The sequence below is a fragment of the Pseudoalteromonas sp. NZS100_1 genome (assembly GCF_015864285.1).
Taxonomy (GTDB): Bacteria; Pseudomonadota; Gammaproteobacteria; order Enterobacterales; family Alteromonadaceae; genus Pseudoalteromonas; species Pseudoalteromonas arctica.
The window spans coordinates 142,942-164,213 of the sequence record NZ_JADYXN010000006.1 but is presented as its reverse complement, the minus strand read 5'-3'; the positions used below and the strand labels follow the sequence as shown (position 1 = coordinate 164,213).

The following is a 21,272-nucleotide window of genomic DNA, read 5'->3' as shown; positions in this document are numbered from 1 at the left end:
TTTTCTTTGTTGTGTGTTATTTTTTAAATGTTAAGTGACCACCTAAGCGATATTTACTACCAGGTGATACAAGGCGCGCAAAGCTTACAATGCCGTTAATAGACCATGTGCGTCGAATAACTTGTAAGCATGGCTCTTCGTTATATAAGTTTAACCATTGGCACATTTCGCTGTTTGGCATAATAGCCTCTACGGTATGCCTCGCTTGGGTAAGTGGTGCAACACTAGATAGATACTCATGAGGTGTAAGCGTGCTAAAGTCTTGTTGTAAGTAACCAGCCGCAAGTGCAGGGTTTACAAAACGCTCTTCTAGCTGCAAGGGGCTGTCGTTTTCGTTATGCACGAGTACACTTCGATATACAACACTGTCAATCTCAACACCAAGTGCAATGGCAATAGGTGCGACTGCATTTATTGATTCAAGTATAAGTACACTACAGGTGTAGTTGCCGTTACGTTCCTTTACTTCATCAGCAATGTTTTTTATTTCGAGTAACGATGACTGCGATTTAAATGTGGCTACAAATGTACCTAACCCTTGGCTGCGGGTTAAAATACCTGCCTCGGTTAACTCGCTTAGTGCTCGGCGGGCTGTCATTCTGCTGACACTAAATTGACTACTTAGTTCGTTTTCAGAGGGAACACGTTGGTTTTCTTGCCACGTACCGCTGCGAATTTTATCAACAATGAATTGTTTTATTTGCGCAAATTTAGGTGTCGTCATTAAATTTATGGTTACATTAAAAATAAACTATATAAATAAGATGACACAATTACCTTGTATATACAAGATGGGTTGTTAGACTATATTTTCATCACTCTGGGCGTAAAAAGGGCTGTAAAATGCAAAGCACAACAAAAAATTATGAGTTAGAAGAAATTGACTTACTTTTAACTGATGCCAATATTGCCACTATGGATAGCAATATAAATGCCCCTTATGGCGCAATCGAAAATGCTGCTATAGCTATCAAAAATGGTAAAATTGCGTGGATTGGAGAGCAATCAACATTGCCCAGTTTTGATGTGTTTGCAACGCCGACATTGAGTATAAAAGGGCAGTGGTTAACGCCGGGCTTAATAGATTGTCATACACATTTAGTGTTTGCAGGTTCAAGGTCGCAAGAGTTTGAGCAGCGCTTGCAGGGTGTAAGTTATGAGCAAATTGCGGCACAAGGCGGTGGCATAGCAAGTACGGTTAAAGCGACGAGAGCAGCCGATCGAGAGCAATTATTTGTTGATGCAAAAGATCGCTTAAATACGTTGTTAAAAGAAGGTGTAACCACTGTTGAAATAAAGTCAGGCTATGGGCTAGATACTGAAAACGAGATAAAAATATTAGAAGTAGCTCGTTTATTAGGTGAGCATCATCCTATTGATATTAAAACTACTTTTTTAGGGGCGCATGCTCTACCGCCTGAATACAAAGGCCGTGCTGATGAATATATTGATTTGGTATGTACTGACATGCTTGATCAGGTAGTGGCTAATAATCTTGCTGATGCAGTCGATGTATTTTGTGAAAATGTAGGCTTTAGTTATTCGCAAACCAAACGTGTTTTCCAGGCGGCTAAAAAGCATAACCTCCCAGTAAAATGCCATGCTGAGCAGTTATCTAATCAACATGGTGCTGAGCTGGTGGCGCAGTTCAATGGCCTTTCGGCAGATCATATTGAGCATCTCGATGAAGAGGGTGTAAAAGCCATGGCAAACGCTGGGACGGTCGCGGTGTTATTGCCCGGTGCATTTTATTTTTTAAGAGAAACACAATTCCCACCTATTGAGTTACTTAATCAATATAAAGTACCTATAGCTATTGCGAGTGATTTTAATCCTGGCACTTCACCGCTGTGCTCAGTGCACTTGATGATGAACATGGCATGCACATTGTTTAGATTAACACCCGAGCAAGCATTGGCAGGTGTTACTCGCAATGCTGCTAAAGCACTAGGGTTAGACGACCGTGGTATTTTAAAGGTTGGTGCAAGAGCTGATATTGCGCATTGGCAAATAAGTCATCCATCACAATTAAGTTACCAATTTGGCGTAAATAAACTGTTAAATTTATGGATTTTGGGTAGAATTAACTAGTTTGTATTATTTTTGCCCACATATAATCTGGTTTAAACTTTTTTAGCGAATACGGATGCCGTTAATTTGAACATACTAACCGACAGTAACTTCCCAATATTTTTTAGTGGTGCACTATTGATGGCGATGATTGCCACTTTATTTTCCGTTAAAAATGCCAGTATTAAATTTAGCTATTTATGCACAGCAGCTGTTGGTTTGGCTATTTTGAGTACGGGCGCAGCTTGGCTTGCCATTTTACTTGCCTTTGGATTTTGCTTTCATTTATGGCAAGCCTTTGAGCGAAATAATTGGAGCATGATTATTACCAGCTCAATGGCTGGTCTTTTATTTGTTGTTCTATTTTCAGCTCATTTATTATTGGAAGTTCCGTTATTTTGGGTTGTGTTAGCAATATTATTATTAGCTATTGTTGGCTTTTTAAATGACGAAAGCGCTGAAATAGAAGTCGTGATAGAGCCAGAACCTACAGGTGATACATTTATAGAAGAGTCTCCGCTTTCGGTTTTTGCAGATAGAAAACAGTTACGCCAAGGTTACTATGCATGGTGCGACAACAAGCAAGTAAATGCAGCGTTAATCGTTATTCGTCTTGAAGGGTTTGAGCAAGTTAACCAGCATATAGGACGTGACTTTGGCGATATACTTTTAGCACAATCGGCTAATCGAATAAAAGAACTGCTTTCAAGTGACGAAATAGTGACTTTAGTTGGGCAAGAAAAGCTAGCCCACTTAGGGGGCCTTAACTTTGCATTTATTTGTAGTTTCGCGAATCAAAAACATTTACATGAGTTGGTTATTGAACAAATACTGGGTGCAACACTTAAGCCATTTAATGTTGCTAACTGCACTGTAGAGGTAAAAGCGAGGGCGAGTTATGTTGATTGTAATGAGCAAGACAATAACTTTGATAATTTAATATCGTACGCATACCTAGCACTCGATAGCCACCCAAATCGCAAGGTTGTGCCTTATCATCAACAAATGATGATTGAACTGCGAGAGCAACAAGCGCGACTAAAAGAATTAGCAAATATTGATTTTTCGAGCGAATTAGAACTCTATTTTCAACCTATAATTTGTAACGAAAACGGTCAAATTGAGTTTTTAGAATTACTACTGCGTTGGCAGCATCCTAAGCAAGGGATTTTATCTGCTAATCGTTTTATTGACGACATAAGAATAGCTGGGCTTGGTTATCCGCTTGCTAAATTTGTAATGGAGAGAGCCGCTGAGCTTGCAATGGCGCTTAGAGTAGAAGGTATTTCCATACCGCTTAGCATTAACGTATTTGGCCCTGAAATGCTAAATGAAGAGTTTGTTGAATTTGTTGATGTTGTTATAAATGAACATCACTTAGAGGCGGGAGACTTAATTGTTGAATGCCCTTTACATATTTTTGCTGGTTTAGATGACAAAGGCCGAGGCATGATCGCAAGGCTTAATAACATAGGCTTAAAAGTATGTGTGGATGGACTTGGTGATAACCCGGTACTACTTTCTAAGTTGCCAAGTTTAGCGGTTGAGTATATTAAGGTTTCACCTTCACTTACCGCTGACTTTAGTAATCAAAACAATATACGCAGTTTAGTTGGTGGAATGGTTGATATGCATAGCCAACAAAAAACAAAAGTGATTTTTGAAGGAGTAGAAACACTTGAGCAACTTAAGTTTGTAAAAAGCTTAAAAGGTTATGCTGCCCAAGGTTATTACTTTGGTCACCCGCTAAGTAGTATCGGTTTAATGAGCTGGCTAAAAGAGTGGCGATCGGTTCAACAACGTTAAGTGTTTTCTTTGGCTTGTAGGTAGCTATTTACAAGTGCACTAATCACTTGCCCTACATGGGCAGCACCGGCATCTAACCCGTTAGGATGCTGGTTAGGCGCTGCTTCACATAAGTGTAAGTACTTAGAGTGCCGGTGGCTTGCAGCTAAATGCACAAAGTGCTCAGTGTCACTCACACTAAATCCGCAATATGTATACGCACTAACTGGCATATAAGTAATACTATCTAAATCAACTTCAACACCCAGAGGTAAATCATTAAAATTACTTAGTGCATTTTCAATTGCCTGCGTTAGTGTAATTTTTCGCTTAACTTGTATAGATTGATAGCTATCAAATTTAAAGTTAGCTTCACTCATTGCATCTATAATTGCTTGATTATTTTTTAATTCATGTAAGCCAATAACATGGTAATTACTTAGATGTTGCTCGTTATACGCGTAGCGAAAACCATTACCACTATGGCGACCTTCACATTCTCTAAAATCGGCATGAGGGTCAAAATTGATAGCATTAACAGGCGTGTTTTTTGACTTACTTAGCGCGCGAATAATACCTAAGCAATTATTGTGACCTCCGCCAATGACGATTGGCTCAAGCCCTGCTTTAAAAATAAGGCTTAATACTGACTCTACGCGTTCATCAAGTTGTTGGCATAAATCTCGTAATTGAGTTAACTGCTGGGCTTGCTGATTATTAAGTTGGTTGCTTTGCGCCATTAAATCATCAGTATTTACTTCACCCAATAAAAGTACTTTTTGAGTGGCGATAAATTGATTATGGGGTTGGTTTAAAAAACGTTTTAAAAAAGCAGACCATGCTTCGTTTGCACCGCCATTTCCTAAATTTGCTTTTGGGCCAATATCTTCGCAAATACCAAGAAGTACGTAGCGAATGCCAAATTGAGCTGCGTCAATAAGTGCTTGTTGCAGGTTTACTTGAGTGTCTAGCAAGGCCATTGATTGCCATGCTTTTTTTTCATTTACGCGGTTAGAGCAAAGTGCTCTAACCGCGCTTTCATCATATACTTTTAAATGGGAGGTCACGTTATACTTCTACAACTTCCAATTCTAATTCTTCTGCAGATAAAACAATGCCAGTACTATCGGCATAAATAAAGTCATCATCAAAAAATGATACACCGGCAAAGTTAACGCCTATAGCATCCTCGCCAGCACCTTCACTGTCAGCTGCAACAGGGATAGAAGCAATTGCTTGAATGCCTAAATCAAGTTCTTCAAGCTCATCAACGTGGCGTACTGCGCCGTAAACAACAATACCATTCCAGTTATTTTCAAGTGCAAGTTCGGCCAATTCAATATCAATAAGTGCACGGCGAGTTGAGCCACCACCATCAATAAGAAGCACTAAGTCTGTACCGTCTTGAGAAAGTAATTCGCGGATCAGTTCATTATTTTCAAAACATTTAACCGTTTTAATGCGGCCACCAAAGCTGTGTCGACCACCAAAGTTGATGAACATTGGCTCTAGCACGTCAACCACATCAGCAAAGTGGTCACATAAATCAGAAGTGCTGTAATCCATTATTTTATCCTCAAAAGGTACATTAATTTATACCTCAGTATACCCTCCTTATAAGCAATAACAACGACTTAATCGCAGTAAATTTAGACAAAACAAGCGCTAAATCATTAATCGCAATAATAGTGTCTTAAAAGCGTCACTCAATTGTTATTTACAACACATAAGCTAAATCGGTGTTCATATATTATGCAATGAGGGGGAAGTGATGGATAACAATAATATGTTTAAAAGGGCAGCTCTGCTAGATGAGCAATTATTTTTAACTCTGTTTAATTGCAACTCACCGAAGTGGTTTAAAACAATGGCGTTTGGCTTATCTAAAAGCGGTGATGGAGGGCTTTACATACTTGTGTGTTTAGCGGTGTGGTGGCTTAGTAATAATGAGCAGCAACAATTATTACCTGTAACGATATTAGTTGGTTTTGCTATAGAAAGGCCCATTTATTTACTGGCCAAAAATAGATTTGCCCGCATCCGTCCATGCGACTGCTTAGTAACAAATGCTTACATAGTACCAAGTGATAAATTTAGTTTGCCCTCGGGCCACAGCGCTGCAGCGTTCTTAGTTGCGATTATACTAAGTCACTTTTTCCCTGAATATATATGGCTACTACTTAGTTGGGCTGCTGGTGTGGCTATTTCTCGTGTTGTATTAGGCGTACATTTTCCTGCTGATATTATTATAGGTGCGATTATTGGCAGTGTTTGTGGCTTATTCGCATTAGCGCTCGTGGTACCTGTATGAAAATATTGTATGGAGTGCAGGGTACCGGTAATGGTCATATAACGCGGGCTAGGGTTATGGCAAGCTGCTTTAATAAACTTGGTATTGATGTTGATTATGTGTTTTCAGGGCGAGCAAATAAAGATTACTTTGATATGCACGAATTTTCAGATTATAAAGCGTATCGGGGCTTATCGTTTAGTACTGAAAATGGGCAAGTCAAAAATTTAAAAACACTTAAAAACATGCGAGTTTGTAAGCTGGTGAGTGATATAAAATCGCTTGATATAAAACAGTACGATTTTGTACTTAATGACTTTGAGCCAGTCACAGCATGGGCTGCAAAACGGGCCGATATACCCGTTATCGGTATTAGTCACCAAGCCGCATTTTTGTCAGAAAACGTACCTATATTTGGTCGTGGTGTACTTAGAAAATCGCTCATCAAGCATTATGCACCAGCATCTACCTACTTAGGCGTACACTGGAAGCCATTTGCAAATAATATAATCCCGCCTTTTATTGCTCATCATAATCATGAGAATCCTGTCGCGGTACTAAATAAGGTATTGGTATATTTACCGTTTGAAAACTTAGATAGCATTGTTGATTACTTAAAAGACTTTCCCGAAAAAGAATTTTATTGTTATCACCCAAATGCCTGCAATCAGTCTTTTGGACATATACATTTGCGACCCCCCTCACGTTCTGGTTTTTTAAATGACTTAGCAAACACGAGTGGCGTTATTGGTAATGCGGGGTTTGAGCTTGCCAGTGAAGCGCTTAAGTTAGGTAAGAAGTTACTATTAAAGCCTTTAGATGGGCAGTTTGAGCAAACCGCAAATGCACAAACTTTGTTTGCCATGGGCATGGCGCATGTTATGAACTATTTAAACCCGCAAGCCCTTGATGACTGGAATAGCGCCCCGCAAAATAAGCAAATAAATTACCCTAGCGATCCCGAGCCTTTAATTGATTGGTTGGTTAAACAACAGTGGAATAACACACAATCGTTACACAAAGGTTTGTGGGATAGTGTCGCTTTATAGCCATCATAATTAAGTAGCTTAGAATAACCAATAATAAAAAGTTAAATTAATGAGTCGCTCCTGAGCTATCAGCTATAATACAAATGCATATTTAAAAAAGGCGTTAGCGATGAATTTTTTACAAAACTTAACAATCAAACGACGTTTACAGTTAAACGCAGTCGTTGTTGGTTTAGCAATGGTGGTCCTTTTATGCGTAATAATTTATGAAGCGAGAACAACGTTAAGCTTAAATAAAACAATTCAGCTTGCTGAAGAGCTTAATATCCATGAATTAGAACTGCGTAAACATGAAAAAAACTTTCTTTTTTATAAACAAGAAGAAGCATTAGACTTATTTGAACAAGATTATAACCAGCTTAAAAGTAAAATTGCTAAGTTGAATGTAATTATGCAAGAGCAGGGTATCGAAACCCAAAAAATAAGTAATCTCGATAATTTGGTAAGTGCTTATAGCAATGACTTTATGAGTGTTGTTGTGCTACAAAAACGCATAGGATTACACCCAAAAGATGGGCTGTATGGCGAACTAAGAAGTGCAGTACACGAGGTCGAAAGCTTGCTCAAAGAGCAAGATAATTACAAACTCTTATCTTCTATATTACAATTAAGACGGGCTGAAAAAGATTTTATGCTACGTTTTGATCTTAAGTATTTAACTCGATTTGATGAAGGGGTTGATACTTTAAAGCAGCAAATCGCTCAGGCTCAATTTGATACGGGGTATACAGCTCAATTAAATGGCTTTTTAAATTCCTACCAAACGCAATTTCAAGCATTGGTCCAGGCACAGGTTGAATTGGGCTTAGATTTAAATTCAGGAGCACTTGGAAAAATGCGTAAAAGTGTTGAACAAAGTGATGCAATCGTTGCGCAGATACTATTAAGCACTAAGCAGCAGGTAGATAAAAGCGTTGAACAGGCACAATTTTTAGCCATTCTTATTTTTGTGATTGCTGGCATTATTGTTTTAATGTTGGTTTATTTCACGAGCCGCTCGATTATTGTGCCTATAGAGCGGGTTTATCACACCATTAACGACATTCGTCGTAATAATGATTTAAGCGTGATGATAGAGCAAACAGGTAAAGACGAAATTACCACCATGACGGTCGACTTTAATAGTTTAATAGGCGATTTTAAAAACTTAATTAACGAAGTTAATGGTGCTTTAAATACGCTTAACATAGCAACAGAGCATTTATCAGAAAGTACCGCAGCAACAAGCTCCGGTATGCAAGAGCAATTACATGAAGCCGACATGGTTGCAACTGCAGCCACCGAAATGCAGGCGACGATTCAGGATATTTCACATAATACTGAAGCGGCTGCTAAAAAAGCAGAGTCAACAAACTTAAGTGCTCAACAAGGGCGCAGTGAAGTTGACTCTACCGTTAAGCACATTAGAGTCCTATCTGATTCGTTAGGGAATGCATCAAATGTAGTATCGCAACTTGAAAAAGATGGCGAAACAATTGGTTCAGTGCTTGATGTAATTCGGGGGATTGCAGATCAAACAAATTTACTCGCACTTAATGCGGCAATAGAAGCGGCACGTGCTGGTGAGTATGGTCGTGGTTTTGCTGTTGTTGCAGATGAGGTTCGTTCATTAGCGAAGCGTACTCAAGAGTCCACGAGTGAGATTGAAGGTATTATAAGTACCTTACAGCAGCGTACTCAAGAAGTGGTGAGTATTATGCACAAATGTCGTTCTCAAGGCGATGAAAGTGCCTCGCAAGCAATTAAAGCAGGTGAGTTATTAGGCGCAATTACTGAAGATGTACAAACAATAATGGAAATGAGCTCTCAAATAGCGGTTGCTATTGACGAGCAAAGCCAAGTGGCATCAGAGGTTAATAAAAATGTAGTAAGAATTCGCGACATTGCGCAAGATGCAACTGAACATGCTGCTAAAAACGCCCAAACTAGCGAAGAAGTATCTGAGCAAGCTAGAGTGTTATTTAGCGCTATTGATAAGTTTAAAGTGTAACTAACCTGAACTCTGGATAGTAAATATTTTAACCAGGGTTTAGGTTAACTAATCTAAAAATACCCACCTAAAGTTACCAATAAGGTTTAAGGAATAAACTTTATTGGTACACTGTTTTTGTTTTGTTCGTGCTCGGCTACGCGTGCCGAATATTCATCGCTCAACGTTTGTTGCTGCGCTTGTAGTTTTTCAAAGTAACTCCAACTGAACAGTCCGCTATTGTGACCATCATCGAAATCTAAACGCAGTGCATAATGCCCAACAGGTACTATGTTTTTTATACCTACAGATTGTTTATTTAAAACCAATTTCATAGGGCCAGAGCCATGGCCTTGCACTTCAGCAGAGGGAGAGTGAACGCGTAAAAATTCACAGCTAAAGACTGCTTGGCTATCGTCGTCAAAATAAACATCTAAATTTTTACTCACGCTGTGGTAATGCACTTTTGTAACGTGTTTCATTTTATATACCCCATTAAAAAGCCCCCAATCTGGAGGCTTTTAGTATAACGTTTATATTCGTTTTATAGAATGAAGCGGCTTAAGTCTTCATCTTCAACAAGTGCACCTAGATGTTTTTCAACGTAAGCGGCGTCAATAACAAGTGATGAACCTGCTTTTTCAGAAGCATCGTATGAAATTTCTTCCATCAATCTTTCCATCACAGTATGCAAGCGACGAGCACCGATGTTTTCGGTTTTTTCGTTAACTTGCCACGCAGCCTTAGCAATACGCTCAATAGCATCATCACTAAACTCAATCGTTACTTGCTCAGTTTTAAGGAGCTCTCGTTGTTGCTCAGTAAGCGATGCATGCGGCTCTGTCAGGATACGTTTAAAGTCATTTGCAGTTAGTGGCTCAAGTTCTACTCGAATCGGTAAGCGACCTTGTAGCTCAGGTATCATGTCTGATGGTTTAGACATTTGGAACGCACCTGAGGCAATAAACAACATATGGTCAGTTTTAACCATACCGTGTTTAGTGTTTACTGTTGAGCCTTCAATTAGCGGTAGTAAGTCGCGCTGAACACCTTCTCGGCTCACATCAGGGCCTGAAGAATCACCACGTTTACAAATTTTGTCTATTTCATCAATAAACACAATACCGTTTTGCTCTACTGCAAAAATAGCTTGTTCTTTTAGCTCTTCAGGGTTTACTAATTTAGCGGCTTCTTCTTCTGTTAATAGTTTGAAGGCTTCTTTAATTTTTAACTTACGTTTAGTGCGTTTATCGCCGCCCATGTTTTGAAACATGCTTTGTAACTGGTTGGTCATATCTTCCATACCAGGAGGCGCCATAATTTCTACGTTTGATTGAGCTTGCGCTAGTTCAATCTCGATTTCTTTATCATCTAATTGACCTTCACGTAATTTTTTACGAAATGTTTGGCGAGTAGATGAAGTATCGTCGCGTTGGCTTTCGCCATATTGATCTTTAACCGGTGGTAAAAGTGCATCTAAAATACGCTCTTCTGCTGCTTCTTCGGCGCGATGTTTAAACTTTTTAGTTTGCTGTTCGCGAGTCATTTTAATTGAAACATCAACGAGGTCACGTATGATCGTATCTACTTCTTTACCAACATAACCAACTTCAGTGAATTTAGTCGCTTCTACTTTAATGAATGGTGCGTTAGCAAGTTTTGCTAAACGGCGGGCAATTTCTGTTTTACCTACGCCTGTTGGACCAATCATTAATATATTTTTTGGTGTTACTTCACTGCGTAAATCTTCATTTAATTGCATGCGGCGCCAGCGATTACGAAGCGCAATAGCGACTGCTTTTTTAGCTTTAGCCTGACCTATAATGTGCTGATCTAGCTCGTGAACAATTTCTCTTGGGGTCATATCAGACATAATAGTTCCTATTATAATTCTTCGATTGTTTGGAAGTTATTAGTAAATACGCAGATGTTGCCTGCAATAGTTAAGCTTTTCTCTACTATTTCACGAGCGCTTAAATCTGTATTTTCTAAAAGGGCGGTTGCAGCTGATTGCGCAAAGTTACCACCACTACCAATTGCAATTAAATCGTTTTCTGGCTGAACTACATCGCCATTACCGGTAATAATTAAAGAGGCTGTTTCGTCTGCTACAGCGAGCAGCGCTTCGAGTTTTCGAAGTGCACGGTCACTTCGCCAATCTTTAGCCATTTCTACTGCGGCTTTAGTTAGGTTACCTTGGTGCATTTCTAATTTGCTTTCAAAACGTTCGAAAAGAGTGAAGGCATCAGCAGTACCGCCGGCAAAACCAGCGATTACTTTGCCATTATAAAGACGTCGAACTTTGCGGGCGTTGCCCTTCATTACGGTGTTACCAAGTGAAACTTGGCCATCGCCGCCAATTACAACTTTGTCGCCGCGGCGAACACTTACGATAGTAGTCATGTTATTCCTCATCATCGAGCTGCAGAGGCAACTCGTAAAAAACGATTATGATGAGGTTATATGGGTGAATGGTTTATTTTCAAGTCCAGCCCCAAATTCCGCAGCCGACTATTTTTACACGTTTAAGTTTGTTTTTATCGCTTTCGGCTTGGCGTTTGGTTTTATAAGGGCCTAAACGTACTTTATACCAAGTGCCATTGCTGCCTTCAGCCTGTTTGATCTCAGAAATGAGCCCTGCAAATGCGATTTTAGCTTTTAATGATTCAGCTTGTGCATGAGTTCTGAACGAACCGCATTGCATAACATAAGGACCTTTTTGCTCAAGTTCTTTTACTTCAACTTGAATCTCGTGGTTTCTAATTTCTTTAATAAATTCCGGTGTACGTGGAATAACAACTTCTACTTTTGCGGGTGCAGTTGGGTTAGCTTGTTTTTCGACAAGCTTTGGATCGGCATTACTTTTTATAAACCATAGTGTGTAGGCAAAACCACCTACAAGTAAGATGGCTATAACGGCTAAAAGAATAGGAAATGGTTTTTTAGCGGGTGCGTTTTTTTTACTGTTTCTGCCTGCAGGCTTTTTATTAATATAATCGTGCTGTGCCATGGTGTTATTTTGGCCTTAACCTAAATCATGTCTATAGGGTCTACGTCTAAGCTCCAGCGTACTTTTTGTGCAAGTTTACTGGTACTTAAATAATCAACCATTTGCGCAAGGTACTGATGTAATATGCGACGATCTTGCGCTTGAATATGCAATTGAAAACGATACATACCTGCGACTCTTTCAAGTGGGGCAGGGATCGGACCGAGCAATTGTATACCAGATACCCCATTCACAGGAACCAAATCCGTCAAAAAATCGACGACTAGTTTAATACTATGTCCTTGTGCACGCACAATGGCCATATTTGTAATGGGCGGTAAGTCAGCATCATCGCGCTCACTAAGAGCAAAGCGGGCAAAGTCTTGGTAACCATTATTAACTAAGTCTTGCAAAAGAGGGTGTTCTGGAAAGTGTGTTTGTAATAACACTTGACCAGGCTCACCTGAACGTCCAGCACGCCCCGCTACTTGGGTGACTAATTGCGCTAAATGCTCTGTCGCTCTAAAGTCGCATGAGTATAAGCCGCTATCTACATCTAAAATTATAACAAGGCTTACATCTGCAAAGTGATGGCCTTTGGCAAGCATTTGTGTGCCCACTAAAATGCGTGCGCCGCCTAGGTTTATTTCATCAAGTGCTTTTTCAAGGCTACCTTTACGGCGAGTTGAATCGCGGTCTATACGAGTAACAGGTGTATCAGGGAATTCGGTCGATAAAAACTCTTCAATTTGCTCTGTGCCTTTACCGTTAGGAAATATTTGCGTACTTCCACAGTCAGGGCATTGGTGAGGGACAGGGTACTGGTCGCCACAGTGATGACAGATCATTTGCCCAATCGCTTTATGAAATGTAGCGCTGGTACTGCATCGTTTACACTCGCTCAACCAACCGCACTCATGGCAAATAAGGGTGGGTGAGAAACCTCGGCGATTTAAAAATACCATAACCTGTTTACCGCGATTTAAGTGCTGACGCATAGTAGCAAGACTTGCATGTGCAATACCTGCTTGGTCGGGCTGACCTTTCATATCGAGTAACTTAAACTGATTGTCAGTCGCTGTTTGCGCACGCTCCGTTAAACTTAATAGCTGGTATTTGTTATTAATTGCTTTGTGAAGTGTTTCAAGCGCGGGTGTGGCGCTGCCTAATATAAGCGGGATTTTATGCTGAAAAGCTCTGTAAGCGGCTAAATCACGAGCATGGTAACGAAGGGTATCTTGTTGTTTAAATGACGAGTCGTGTTCTTCATCAACAACAATCATACCGAGTTTTAAAAATGGCAGAAAAATACTCGAACGTGTGCCAATAACTATCGCACAACTGCCTTTTTCGCAAAAACGCCATGTTTGTAAACGTTCGTTGTCGGTAAGTGCTGAGTGCCAAAGCATAATGGGTGTATCAGGAAAGCGGCGGCGAAAACGGTTTACGGTTTGTGGTGTTAGGCCGATTTCGGGCACGAGTACGAGGGCTTGCTCGCCACGTTTGAGTACTTCTTCTAGGCACTGTAAATACACTTCGGTTTTACCGCTGCCCGTTACGCCTTCTAATAAGAAGCTGCTAAAGCCAGTACTTTGATTTATAGCTGTGCAAGCAACCGCTTGTTCTTTATTAAGTACTGGTTTACTACCGACGGTTGGAGCAACACTTTGCCATTGGTTATCGTGCTCAATAGTTTGTGTTATGAGTTCTTTATCTATTAAGCTATCTATTGTTTTTTTACTAAAGCCCAGTGCTTTTAACTCAGTTAATGATGACTTACCTGATTGCGATAACTGCTTTAATAGGTTGAGCTGTGTTTTAGCTTTTAATGACGGTACTTTTGCACCTTTTTCTGTCAGGGCAACCATATTAATACTGGTTTTATCAGGCGATTCACCTTGGCGAAGTGCACCAGGTAGCGCTATATGAATAGTTTCGCCTAATGGATAGCAATAATAGCGGGCAGTAAAGCTAAGGAGTTCTAAATGCTGGGCACTTAAAATAGGGGCGTCGTCTATTACCTCTATAATATTTTTAATTTTATTTAAAGGGACGTCGGTACTGCTTTTAATACCCAAAACAACCGCTACTTTTTTTTGATTACCAAAAGGTACCAAAACTCGCATGCCAGGTAGTAAGGGAATTGATAAGCCACTGAGCTGTTCTTCTATTTTATAATCAAAGGTGCGTGGAAGCGGGACTTTAATAGCAACTTCAACAAAACTCATAACAACTCAACCCGTAAAATTAATGCTGTAATGTACTAAAAATAACGCTAAAAACCTACTAGCAATAGTGCTTGAGAAAGAGATTGTTCACTTTTTTGGCAAAAATATAAATAAATACTTGTGTGGGGGGAGGTTGTTGGATAAAATCCGCCACCAACAAATTTGTTTTAACGACGTATGGTGCCAAACTCCGGGTTTGGAGAGCGATGCGGCCTTAACTAGAGGTTCCTATGAAAGAAGGTATTCACCCTAAGTACGAAGTAATTTCTGCAACATGTTCATGTGGAAATAAATTCGAAACTAGCTCAACTCTTTGTAAAGACATTCACTTAGACGTATGTTCTGCGTGTCACCCGTTTTACACTGGTAAGCAAAAAGTTTTAGACACTGGCGGACGTGTTGATCGCTTCAACAAGCGCTTTGGTGCACTTGCCAGCAAGAAGTAATTATTGCTGTTTAGTTAAAAAAAGCACCTTAGGGTGCTTTTTTTGTGCCTAAAATTTGTTATTTATTATCTTAAACTAACCTACATAAATCTTTGAGCAATTTAACGAATTAAATTGCACTATAACGTCGTTAAAAAATTTTTATTTAGAACAACTAGATACAAAAATTTTTGCCTAGTTCTAGCGTAATTTTCTTAACGTTAAATAGACCCCATATATAAGCAGATTGGTATTATTTCGTTGATTTTAACTATCCCCTCCTTTTGCATAACTATTTCCTATTCTTATTCTGAGTATGCATAATCCTTTACAGACAAATCGATAGATATTCTCTATATTTTAAATAGTACAATTTTTAACTAGGTTGATAAAAGTATCTAACGTGGGCTTATCTGTTTTTAAAGTAGGGTAGTAGGCTGTTATTCTAAGTTTATGCTGATACTTTAAGTATACATTTTATAAGATTTTGATAGGCATAAAAGCACCTTAAAACTTACTTTTTAGGTGAATTTTTATTTATTAAATGTTGATATAATCCTGCAAAGTTACTGAAAAACCTCTTAAAATTATAGGATATAGCATATAACAGGATAGACCTGATATTGCTTGGAATTTAAAAATAATAAGGGTATCGTACCCCAAGACTCCATCTCTCACTTTAACTTAAATTGCAGGATACCATCGCGTTATGTCTGACTTTCGTGAACAAGCACTACATTACCACTCACATCCCGTACCAGGTAAAATTAGCATTGAGCTTACAAAACCAGCTGAAACGGCTCATGATCTTGCACTTGCGTATAGCCCAGGTGTTGCCGAACCTGTACGTGAAATAGCTGCAGATCCTGCAAATGCTTATAAATATACGGGTAAAGGTAACATGGTTGCGGTTATTACTAATGGTACTGCAATTCTAGGCCTTGGTAATTTAGGTCCTTTAGCGTCTAAGCCTGTAATGGAAGGTAAAGCGCTATTGTTTAAACGTTTTGCAGGGCTTGATTCTATCGATATTGAAGTTAAGCACAAAACAACAGAAGACTTTATTAATACGGTTGCCAATATTGCCGACACATTCGGTGGTATTAACCTTGAAGATATTAAAGCACCAGAGTGTTTTGAAATTGAAAAAGCATTAATAGAGCGTTGTAGCATTCCTGTTTTTCATGATGATCAACACGGTACTGCCATTGTAACGGCTGCTGGTATGTTAAATGCGCTAGAAGTACAAGGTAAGTCAATTGAAGATGCAATTATTGTATGTTTAGGTGCAGGCGCTGCCGCTGTTGCGTGTATGGAGCTGTTAATTAAGTGTGGTGCACTGCGTGAACACATTTATATGCTTGACCGCAAAGGTGTTATTCATACCCGCCGCGATGACTTAAATGAATATAAACAGCTTTTTGCTAACAATACCGATAAGCGTACATTGCAAGATGTAATTGCAGATGCTGATGTGTTTGTGGGTGTTTCTGGTCCTAACTTATTAGCGGCTGAAGATTTAAAGCTAATGGCTGCAAAACCAGTTGTGTTTGCATGTTCAAACCCAGATCCTGAGATTGATCCTGCACTTGCGCACGGCGCACGCAACGATTTAATCATGGCAACAGGGCGCTCTGATTACCCTAACCAAGTTAATAATGTTTTATGTTTCCCGTTTATTTTCCGTGGTGCACTTGATGTACGTGCAAGTGCTATTAACGATGAAATGAAAATTGCTGCAGTAGATGCTATTCGAAGTATTGCCAAAGAGCCAGTACCTGCAGAAGTTTTAAAAGCCGCTGGAGTAGATAAACTAGAATTTGGTGCGCAGTATATTATTCCAAAACCAATGGATCCACGTTTACTGCCGCGTATAGCAAGAGCTGTTGCACTTGCTGCTATTGAGTCAGGTGTTGCACAAATTGAGCTACCTGAAAACTATATGCAGTAAATCTATACAGTAGAGCTATGCAATAAAATTTAGACATAAAAAAACCTCAGTAATTACTGAGGTTTTTTTGTCTTTGTAATATTTATTCTTCGTTTAAAACGGGTACTTCTAGACCCATTTCTTGCATTATTTTTTTAACTTCTTCTGGTACTTTTTCGGCGTTATCTTTACGTAAGTCATCGTCATTTGGTAAAGGTTGGCCAGTAAAAGCATGCAAAAATGCCTCACATAGCAATTCACTATTTGTAGCATGGCGAAGGTTATTGATTTGACGACGTGTACGTTCGTCAGTTAATACCTTTAATACATTTAGCGGGATCGAAACGGTGATCTTTTTAACTTGCTCTGATTTTTTACCGTGTTCTGCGTATGGGTGAATATACTCACCATTCCATTTAGCCATAAGATGTATCGTTGCCTCAGATTATTAATTTCTCACACGGTATAAAAAGCGTGTAAATATGCGTGAAATTCTATCGATTTAAAAAAGATAGTCAAATAATAGATACCGATCTATCTTAATAAGCCTATTGTAGGTGTAAAGATAAGCACACTTTTGTGAGCTAAAATGTGTTATTCGCAGAAGCCCCTTCTACTTTTAGCCATCTAGAGCTTTAAAATACTTTGACTTATCAAAACGGATAACTTACTCTTTTAGACGTCTAAACATCCAAATTAATCAGGTGACGAATATGAGCGAAAAAAACAAAGCGACCATTGCTGTACGTAACGGCGTTGATGCTGATAAACATCATGGTGCGGTGGTACCGCCAATTTATTTATCGACTACTTATTCGTTTGCCGACTTTGATACTAAGCGTGAGTATGATTATGGTCGTAGCGGTAATCCTAATCGTGATATTTTAGCTGAGACGCTTGCTAAGCTTGAAGGTGGCGCTCGTGGCATAATTACAGCTACAGGCATGGCTGCCGTGCATTTAGCTACTCAGCTACTTAATAGTGACGATACGTTAGTAATTCCACATGATTGTTATGGTGGCAGCTATCGTTTATTTACATCTTTACAAAAACGCGGACTACTAAAGCTCGAAATATTAGATTTAACAAAAGAAGAAAGCCTTCAACAAATTTTAGTAATTAAACCTAAGCTTATTTGGATAGAAACCCCAAGTAACCCAGTACTTCGTTTAACAGATATTAAAGCGGTGACCGATGTTGCAAAGCAATGCGGTGCATTGGTGGCTGCAGATAACACGTTTTTGTCGCCTGCTTTACAAAATCCTCTTAAGTTTGGTGTAGATATTGTGGTGCATTCAACCACTAAATACATTAACGGACACTCAGATGTAGTAGGCGGCGCTGTTATTGCCGCAACACAAGAGTTAGGCGATGAGCTTGCTTGGTGGGCTAATAACATTGGTATTACGGGTGCGCCTTTTGATAGCTATTTAACGCTTCGTGGTTTACGTACTTTAAATGTGCGCCTAAGGCAGCATCAAGAAAATGCACTGGCAATAGCTAAGTATCTTGAAAGCTCTGAATATGTAAGCCAAGTTTACTACCCAGGTCTTGAGTCACATCCTCAACATGAGCTGGCTAAAGCACAGCAACTTGGTTTTGGTGGCATGGTGAGTTTTGATATTAAAGGCGATATAAACGACGCTGCGGCATTTTTAACTAGCCTTAAAACGTTTAGTTTAGCTGAGTCACTAGGTGGCGTAGAGAGCTTAATTTGTCACCCTGCAACTATGACGCACGCAGGTATGGAGGCAACAGCACGTTTAGAAGCGGGTGTGGGCGATACGCTTATTCGTATTTCGGTAGGTATTGAAGATATACACGATTTAGTCGCTGATTTTGAACGAGTGTTTGAACTTGTAAAACCAGGGCAAAATAAAAATGTTGGCCGTGTAGGCAAAGGAGCAGGCACTCCTGGTGGTAACGTTAAATTAAGTGCAGCCCGTCCGGCGCTTTGGTAAGTAATACCAATCCGCAATAATACCTAATCAATTTGAGGGATTAAACCGCACGCTAACTTCGTTAAAAATTTCTCATATAGAACAACTAAACAACGAAATTTTTGCCTTGTTATCGACACGGTTTTCTTATCCTCAAAATAGACAACTTAATTAAGCGAATTGGTATAAATATGGTCAATTGTGTACATAAATTTGGTGGTTCAAGCTTAAGCTCAAGTGAGCGCTATCAAAGCGTAGCTAAAATAATTATTGGGCATACTCAGACGGGCGACTGTGTTGTGGTATCGGCTGCGGGTAAGACAACCGATACGCTAGTATTACTTTGGCAAAGCTATCAAAAACAAGATACTCAAGCAGTCGCTGATATTTTACTGCAGTTAAATAACCATCAAAGTGATTTAATAGAGCAGCTATTAGAAGCCGATTTAAAACGAAGTGCACTTAAAACACTAAGTATCGAACTTAGCTATATTGCAGAACTTGCTCAAGCTGAGCAGCTAAAAGAGGCTGCATTGCTTGCACATGGCGAACTGTGGTCAGCACGTTTACTCGCTACTTATTTACAGCAGCTAAATATTGAGGCATGCGCTCAAGATGCACGTACTCTTTTTACCTTAAATGATGGCGAATTAATGCATGCGCAAAATGCGCAGCAATGTGGGCAGTTAATTTTGCCTAATAAAATAAATATTGTTACTGGGTTTATTGCCGCAGATATCAAAGGCGAGACAGTAACGCTTGGCCGAAATGGCAGTGACTACAGTGCAACACTACTTGCAAATTATTGCCATGCTAAGCAAGTATGTATTTGGACTGATACACAGGGGGTGTATAGCACTGATCCTCGCAAGGTACAAAAAGCGATTAAGTACGGCAAAATTTGCCGTGGACAGGCTAATTTATTAGCTCGTTTGGGTAACCCTGTATTACATGCAAAAACACTATCGCCACTTAAAAACACAGATATTAAGCTAGCTGTTCGCAGTAGTTTTGACGTACAAGCAAGTCCAACAGATATAGTAAAAGAAGGTTCAGCGAAGAAAAAGCGCTTTATAACCACGTTGCAAAATGTTGACCTATTAATGGTTGAAGGGTTAAGTGAAGGTGAGGTTGCAAGTGTTAGTCAGCTTATTCAGCATAGCCTTCATCACTTTAACCATAATGGTGAAGTGTATTTAGTAGTACCGGCTGCACAAACATATCAAGTTATTAATTACTTTGCGGGTAGGGCAAATATTAGCGAGTCAAATTTAAACGGTTGTGCAATTGTAGCGCTTGAGCAAGACGTTAATACATTAAGCTTACAAGCATTAGATTTATTAAAACTCCACAGCATAAAACCTCGTTTTGTCCATCAAGATACTGGCTATGCTTTATTGCTTACCGATCAATTTATAGATAGTGATATACAAAGTGACTTACACGATAAGCTAATTAATAAAGGCCAAGAAATCGCAATTATAGTTGCGGGGCTTGGTAACGTTGGCGACGTTTTCATTAAACAGTTATCGGCACAATTTGAGCGTTTATCGGATGACTTTAGTATTAAATTAGTCGGTCTAATTCGCTCTAAAAAAATGCTGTTTAATGCAAGTGGTATTAATACACAGCAATGGAAAACTCAATGGCAGCATGAGGCAAATAGCTATCAATCTGCAGATTTACTGAATGCTATAAATGAGCTCGATTACGAGCATAAAATTGTAATTGATATTACCGCAAGTGAACAATTTAGCTTGTTATATCCAGACTTTGTAGATAGAAACTGTCATTTAATTAGTGCTAATAAATACGCTGGAACAGCACCTACTACTTGGTATAAAGCACTTCGTAGTAATATTAAAGAACGTAATTTACATTGGCGATATAACACCAGTGTAGGCGCTGGCTTACCTATTAACTTTGCTTTGGCTGATTTGCAAAATAGTGGCGATAAAATAACACGTATAGAAGGTGTTTTCTCAGGCACGCTTTCGTGGTTATGCAGTAAATATGATGGAACAAGGCCATTTTCTGAGTTGCTACTGGAAGCTCAGAAAATGGGATTCACAGAGCCAGACCCTCGCGAAGATTTATCTGGGCGAGATATGCAGCGTAAGCTACTTATTTTAGCTCGAGAGCTAGGTGTTGAGCTTGAACTTGACGATATTAGCTTATCGGCATTGATGCCAGATGAACTTGCGCTGGGAAGTTGGGATGACTTTTTAAATAAAAAAGCACAGCTAGACGCGTTCATCGAAGAGCATGCAGTGACAGCAAAGTCTAAAAATTTAGTACTTAGATATACGGGCTTGTTAGAAATCACACAAGGTGAAGTAATTGCTAAAGTGGGAATAGCGTATGTGCCTAATGGCGATGCATTAGCAAACCTTACACCTGGCGATAATATTTTTGTAATTAATAGCAAATGGTATAGCGATAACGCATTAGTGATTCAGGGGCCAGGAGCGGGTAGAGAAGTGACCGCCGCGGGTGTGCACTCTGATTTATATTGGCTTGTTCAAAACTTAAAATAAACCTCTGGTTTAAACAAAAACGGCAGCTTAAATAAGCTGCCGTTTTTGTATTACATACAT

At 39.4% G+C, this 21,272-nt stretch carries 18 protein-coding genes; 9 read left to right on the top strand and 9 right to left on the bottom strand.

The annotated features are described in order from the left end of the window. Positions 1-16 precede the first annotated feature (16 nt). Positions 17-724, bottom strand: a complete 708-nt coding sequence (gene hutC, locus I6F66_RS06365) for a histidine utilization repressor (protein WP_007582045.1) — start codon at positions 722-724, stop codon at positions 17-19. Between the two features lie 119 nt (positions 725-843). Here hutC and hutI point away from each other — a divergent pair, with 119 nt between their 5' ends. Both hutI and I6F66_RS06355 read left to right on the top strand, forming a co-directional pair. After that, positions 844-2,091, top strand: a complete 1,248-nt coding sequence (hutI, locus tag I6F66_RS06360; RefSeq protein ID WP_197119287.1) for an imidazolonepropionase — start codon at positions 844-846, stop codon at positions 2,089-2,091. 120 nt (positions 2,092-2,211) lie between these two features. Continuing rightward, a complete protein-coding gene (locus I6F66_RS06355; RefSeq protein WP_197161174.1) occupies positions 2,212-3,876 on the top strand; it encodes a GGDEF domain-containing phosphodiesterase in 1,665 nt (554 codons plus the stop codon). Here I6F66_RS06355 and I6F66_RS06350 read toward each other — a convergent pair. Further along, positions 3,873-4,922, bottom strand: a complete 1,050-nt coding sequence (locus tag I6F66_RS06350; RefSeq protein WP_165728105.1) for a formimidoylglutamase — start codon at positions 4,920-4,922, stop codon at positions 3,873-3,875. The two genes, I6F66_RS06355 and I6F66_RS06350, sit on opposite strands and share 4 nt — an antisense overlap. Position 4,923: 1 nt before the next feature. Further along, on the bottom strand, positions 4,924-5,421 hold the full coding sequence (gene rraA, locus I6F66_RS06345) for a ribonuclease E activity regulator RraA (protein WP_002959955.1): 498 nt from the start codon (positions 5,419-5,421) through the stop codon (positions 4,924-4,926). 205 nt (positions 5,422-5,626) lie between these two features. Here rraA and I6F66_RS06340 point away from each other — a divergent pair, with 205 nt between their 5' ends. The 3 genes from I6F66_RS06340 to I6F66_RS06330 all read left to right on the top strand — a co-directional run bounded on the left by I6F66_RS06340 (position 5,627) and on the right by I6F66_RS06330 (position 9,184). Next, positions 5,627-6,166 carry a phosphatase PAP2 family protein gene (locus I6F66_RS06340; protein ID WP_033026551.1) on the top strand — a complete coding sequence of 180 codons (540 nt, stop codon included), beginning with the start codon at positions 5,627-5,629 and terminating at the stop codon, positions 6,164-6,166. Continuing rightward, positions 6,163-7,194: an MJ1255/VC2487 family glycosyltransferase gene (locus I6F66_RS06335; protein WP_165739483.1), complete on the top strand. Its 1,032-nt coding sequence runs from the start codon at positions 6,163-6,165 to the stop codon at positions 7,192-7,194. Before I6F66_RS06340 ends, I6F66_RS06335 begins: the two co-directional genes overlap by 4 nt. A gap of 109 nt (positions 7,195-7,303) precedes the next feature. After that, positions 7,304-9,184, top strand: coding sequence for a methyl-accepting chemotaxis protein (locus I6F66_RS06330; RefSeq protein WP_197208939.1), 1,881 nt, complete (start codon positions 7,304-7,306; stop codon positions 9,182-9,184). 86 nt (positions 9,185-9,270) lie between these two features. On the opposite strand, the gene I6F66_RS06325 is transcribed toward I6F66_RS06330, so the two are convergent. The 5 genes from I6F66_RS06325 to priA form a co-directional block, all read right to left on the bottom strand. Beyond that, positions 9,271-9,645 carry a gamma-butyrobetaine hydroxylase-like domain-containing protein gene (locus I6F66_RS06325; RefSeq protein WP_010553804.1) on the bottom strand — a complete coding sequence of 125 codons (375 nt, stop codon included), beginning with the start codon at positions 9,643-9,645 and terminating at the stop codon, positions 9,271-9,273. A gap of 62 nt (positions 9,646-9,707) precedes the next feature. Beyond that, positions 9,708-11,036 carry an HslU--HslV peptidase ATPase subunit gene (gene hslU / locus I6F66_RS06320; RefSeq protein WP_024594430.1) on the bottom strand — a complete coding sequence of 443 codons (1,329 nt, stop codon included), beginning with the start codon at positions 11,034-11,036 and terminating at the stop codon, positions 9,708-9,710. 11 nt (positions 11,037-11,047) lie between these two features. Further along, entirely contained in the window at positions 11,048-11,566 is a 519-nt protein-coding gene (hslV, locus tag I6F66_RS06315) for an ATP-dependent protease subunit HslV (RefSeq protein ID WP_002958366.1), read from the bottom strand. A 79-nt stretch (positions 11,567-11,645) separates the two neighbouring features. Further along, complete coding sequence (locus tag I6F66_RS06310; RefSeq protein WP_007582031.1) at positions 11,646-12,173, bottom strand: SPOR domain-containing protein; 528 nt, start codon at positions 12,171-12,173, stop codon at positions 11,646-11,648. A 20-nt stretch (positions 12,174-12,193) separates the two neighbouring features. Beyond that, positions 12,194-14,380 (bottom strand): primosomal protein N', encoded by a 2,187-nt coding sequence (priA, locus tag I6F66_RS06305; RefSeq protein WP_007582030.1) that lies wholly within the window; start codon positions 14,378-14,380, stop codon positions 12,194-12,196. 230 nt (positions 14,381-14,610) lie between these two features. On the opposite strand from priA, the gene rpmE reads away from it, so the two are divergent. Both rpmE and I6F66_RS06295 read left to right on the top strand, forming a co-directional pair. After that, positions 14,611-14,826, top strand: coding sequence for a 50S ribosomal protein L31 (gene rpmE, locus I6F66_RS06300; RefSeq protein ID WP_007582029.1), 216 nt, complete (start codon positions 14,611-14,613; stop codon positions 14,824-14,826). 688 nt (positions 14,827-15,514) lie between these two features. Beyond that, positions 15,515-16,756, top strand: a complete 1,242-nt coding sequence (locus I6F66_RS06295) for a malic enzyme-like NAD(P)-binding protein (RefSeq protein WP_007582028.1) — start codon at positions 15,515-15,517, stop codon at positions 16,754-16,756. An 82-nt stretch (positions 16,757-16,838) separates the two neighbouring features. Here I6F66_RS06295 and metJ read toward each other — a convergent pair whose 3' ends face one another. Beyond that, a complete protein-coding gene (metJ, locus tag I6F66_RS06290) occupies positions 16,839-17,159 on the bottom strand; it encodes a met regulon transcriptional regulator MetJ (RefSeq protein WP_007586263.1) in 321 nt (106 codons plus the stop codon). A 289-nt stretch (positions 17,160-17,448) separates the two neighbouring features. Here metJ and metB point away from each other — a divergent pair, with 289 nt between their 5' ends. Continuing rightward, positions 17,449-18,696 (top strand): cystathionine gamma-synthase, encoded by a 1,248-nt coding sequence (gene metB / locus I6F66_RS06285; RefSeq protein WP_121954134.1) that lies wholly within the window; start codon positions 17,449-17,451, stop codon positions 18,694-18,696. 170 nt (positions 18,697-18,866) lie between these two features. Continuing rightward, the gene (gene metL, locus I6F66_RS06280) at positions 18,867-21,212 is read left to right on the top strand and encodes a bifunctional aspartate kinase/homoserine dehydrogenase II (RefSeq protein ID WP_197208938.1); all 2,346 of its coding nucleotides are present in this window, start codon (positions 18,867-18,869) and stop codon (positions 21,210-21,212) included. Positions 21,213-21,272: the final 60 nt, after the last annotated feature.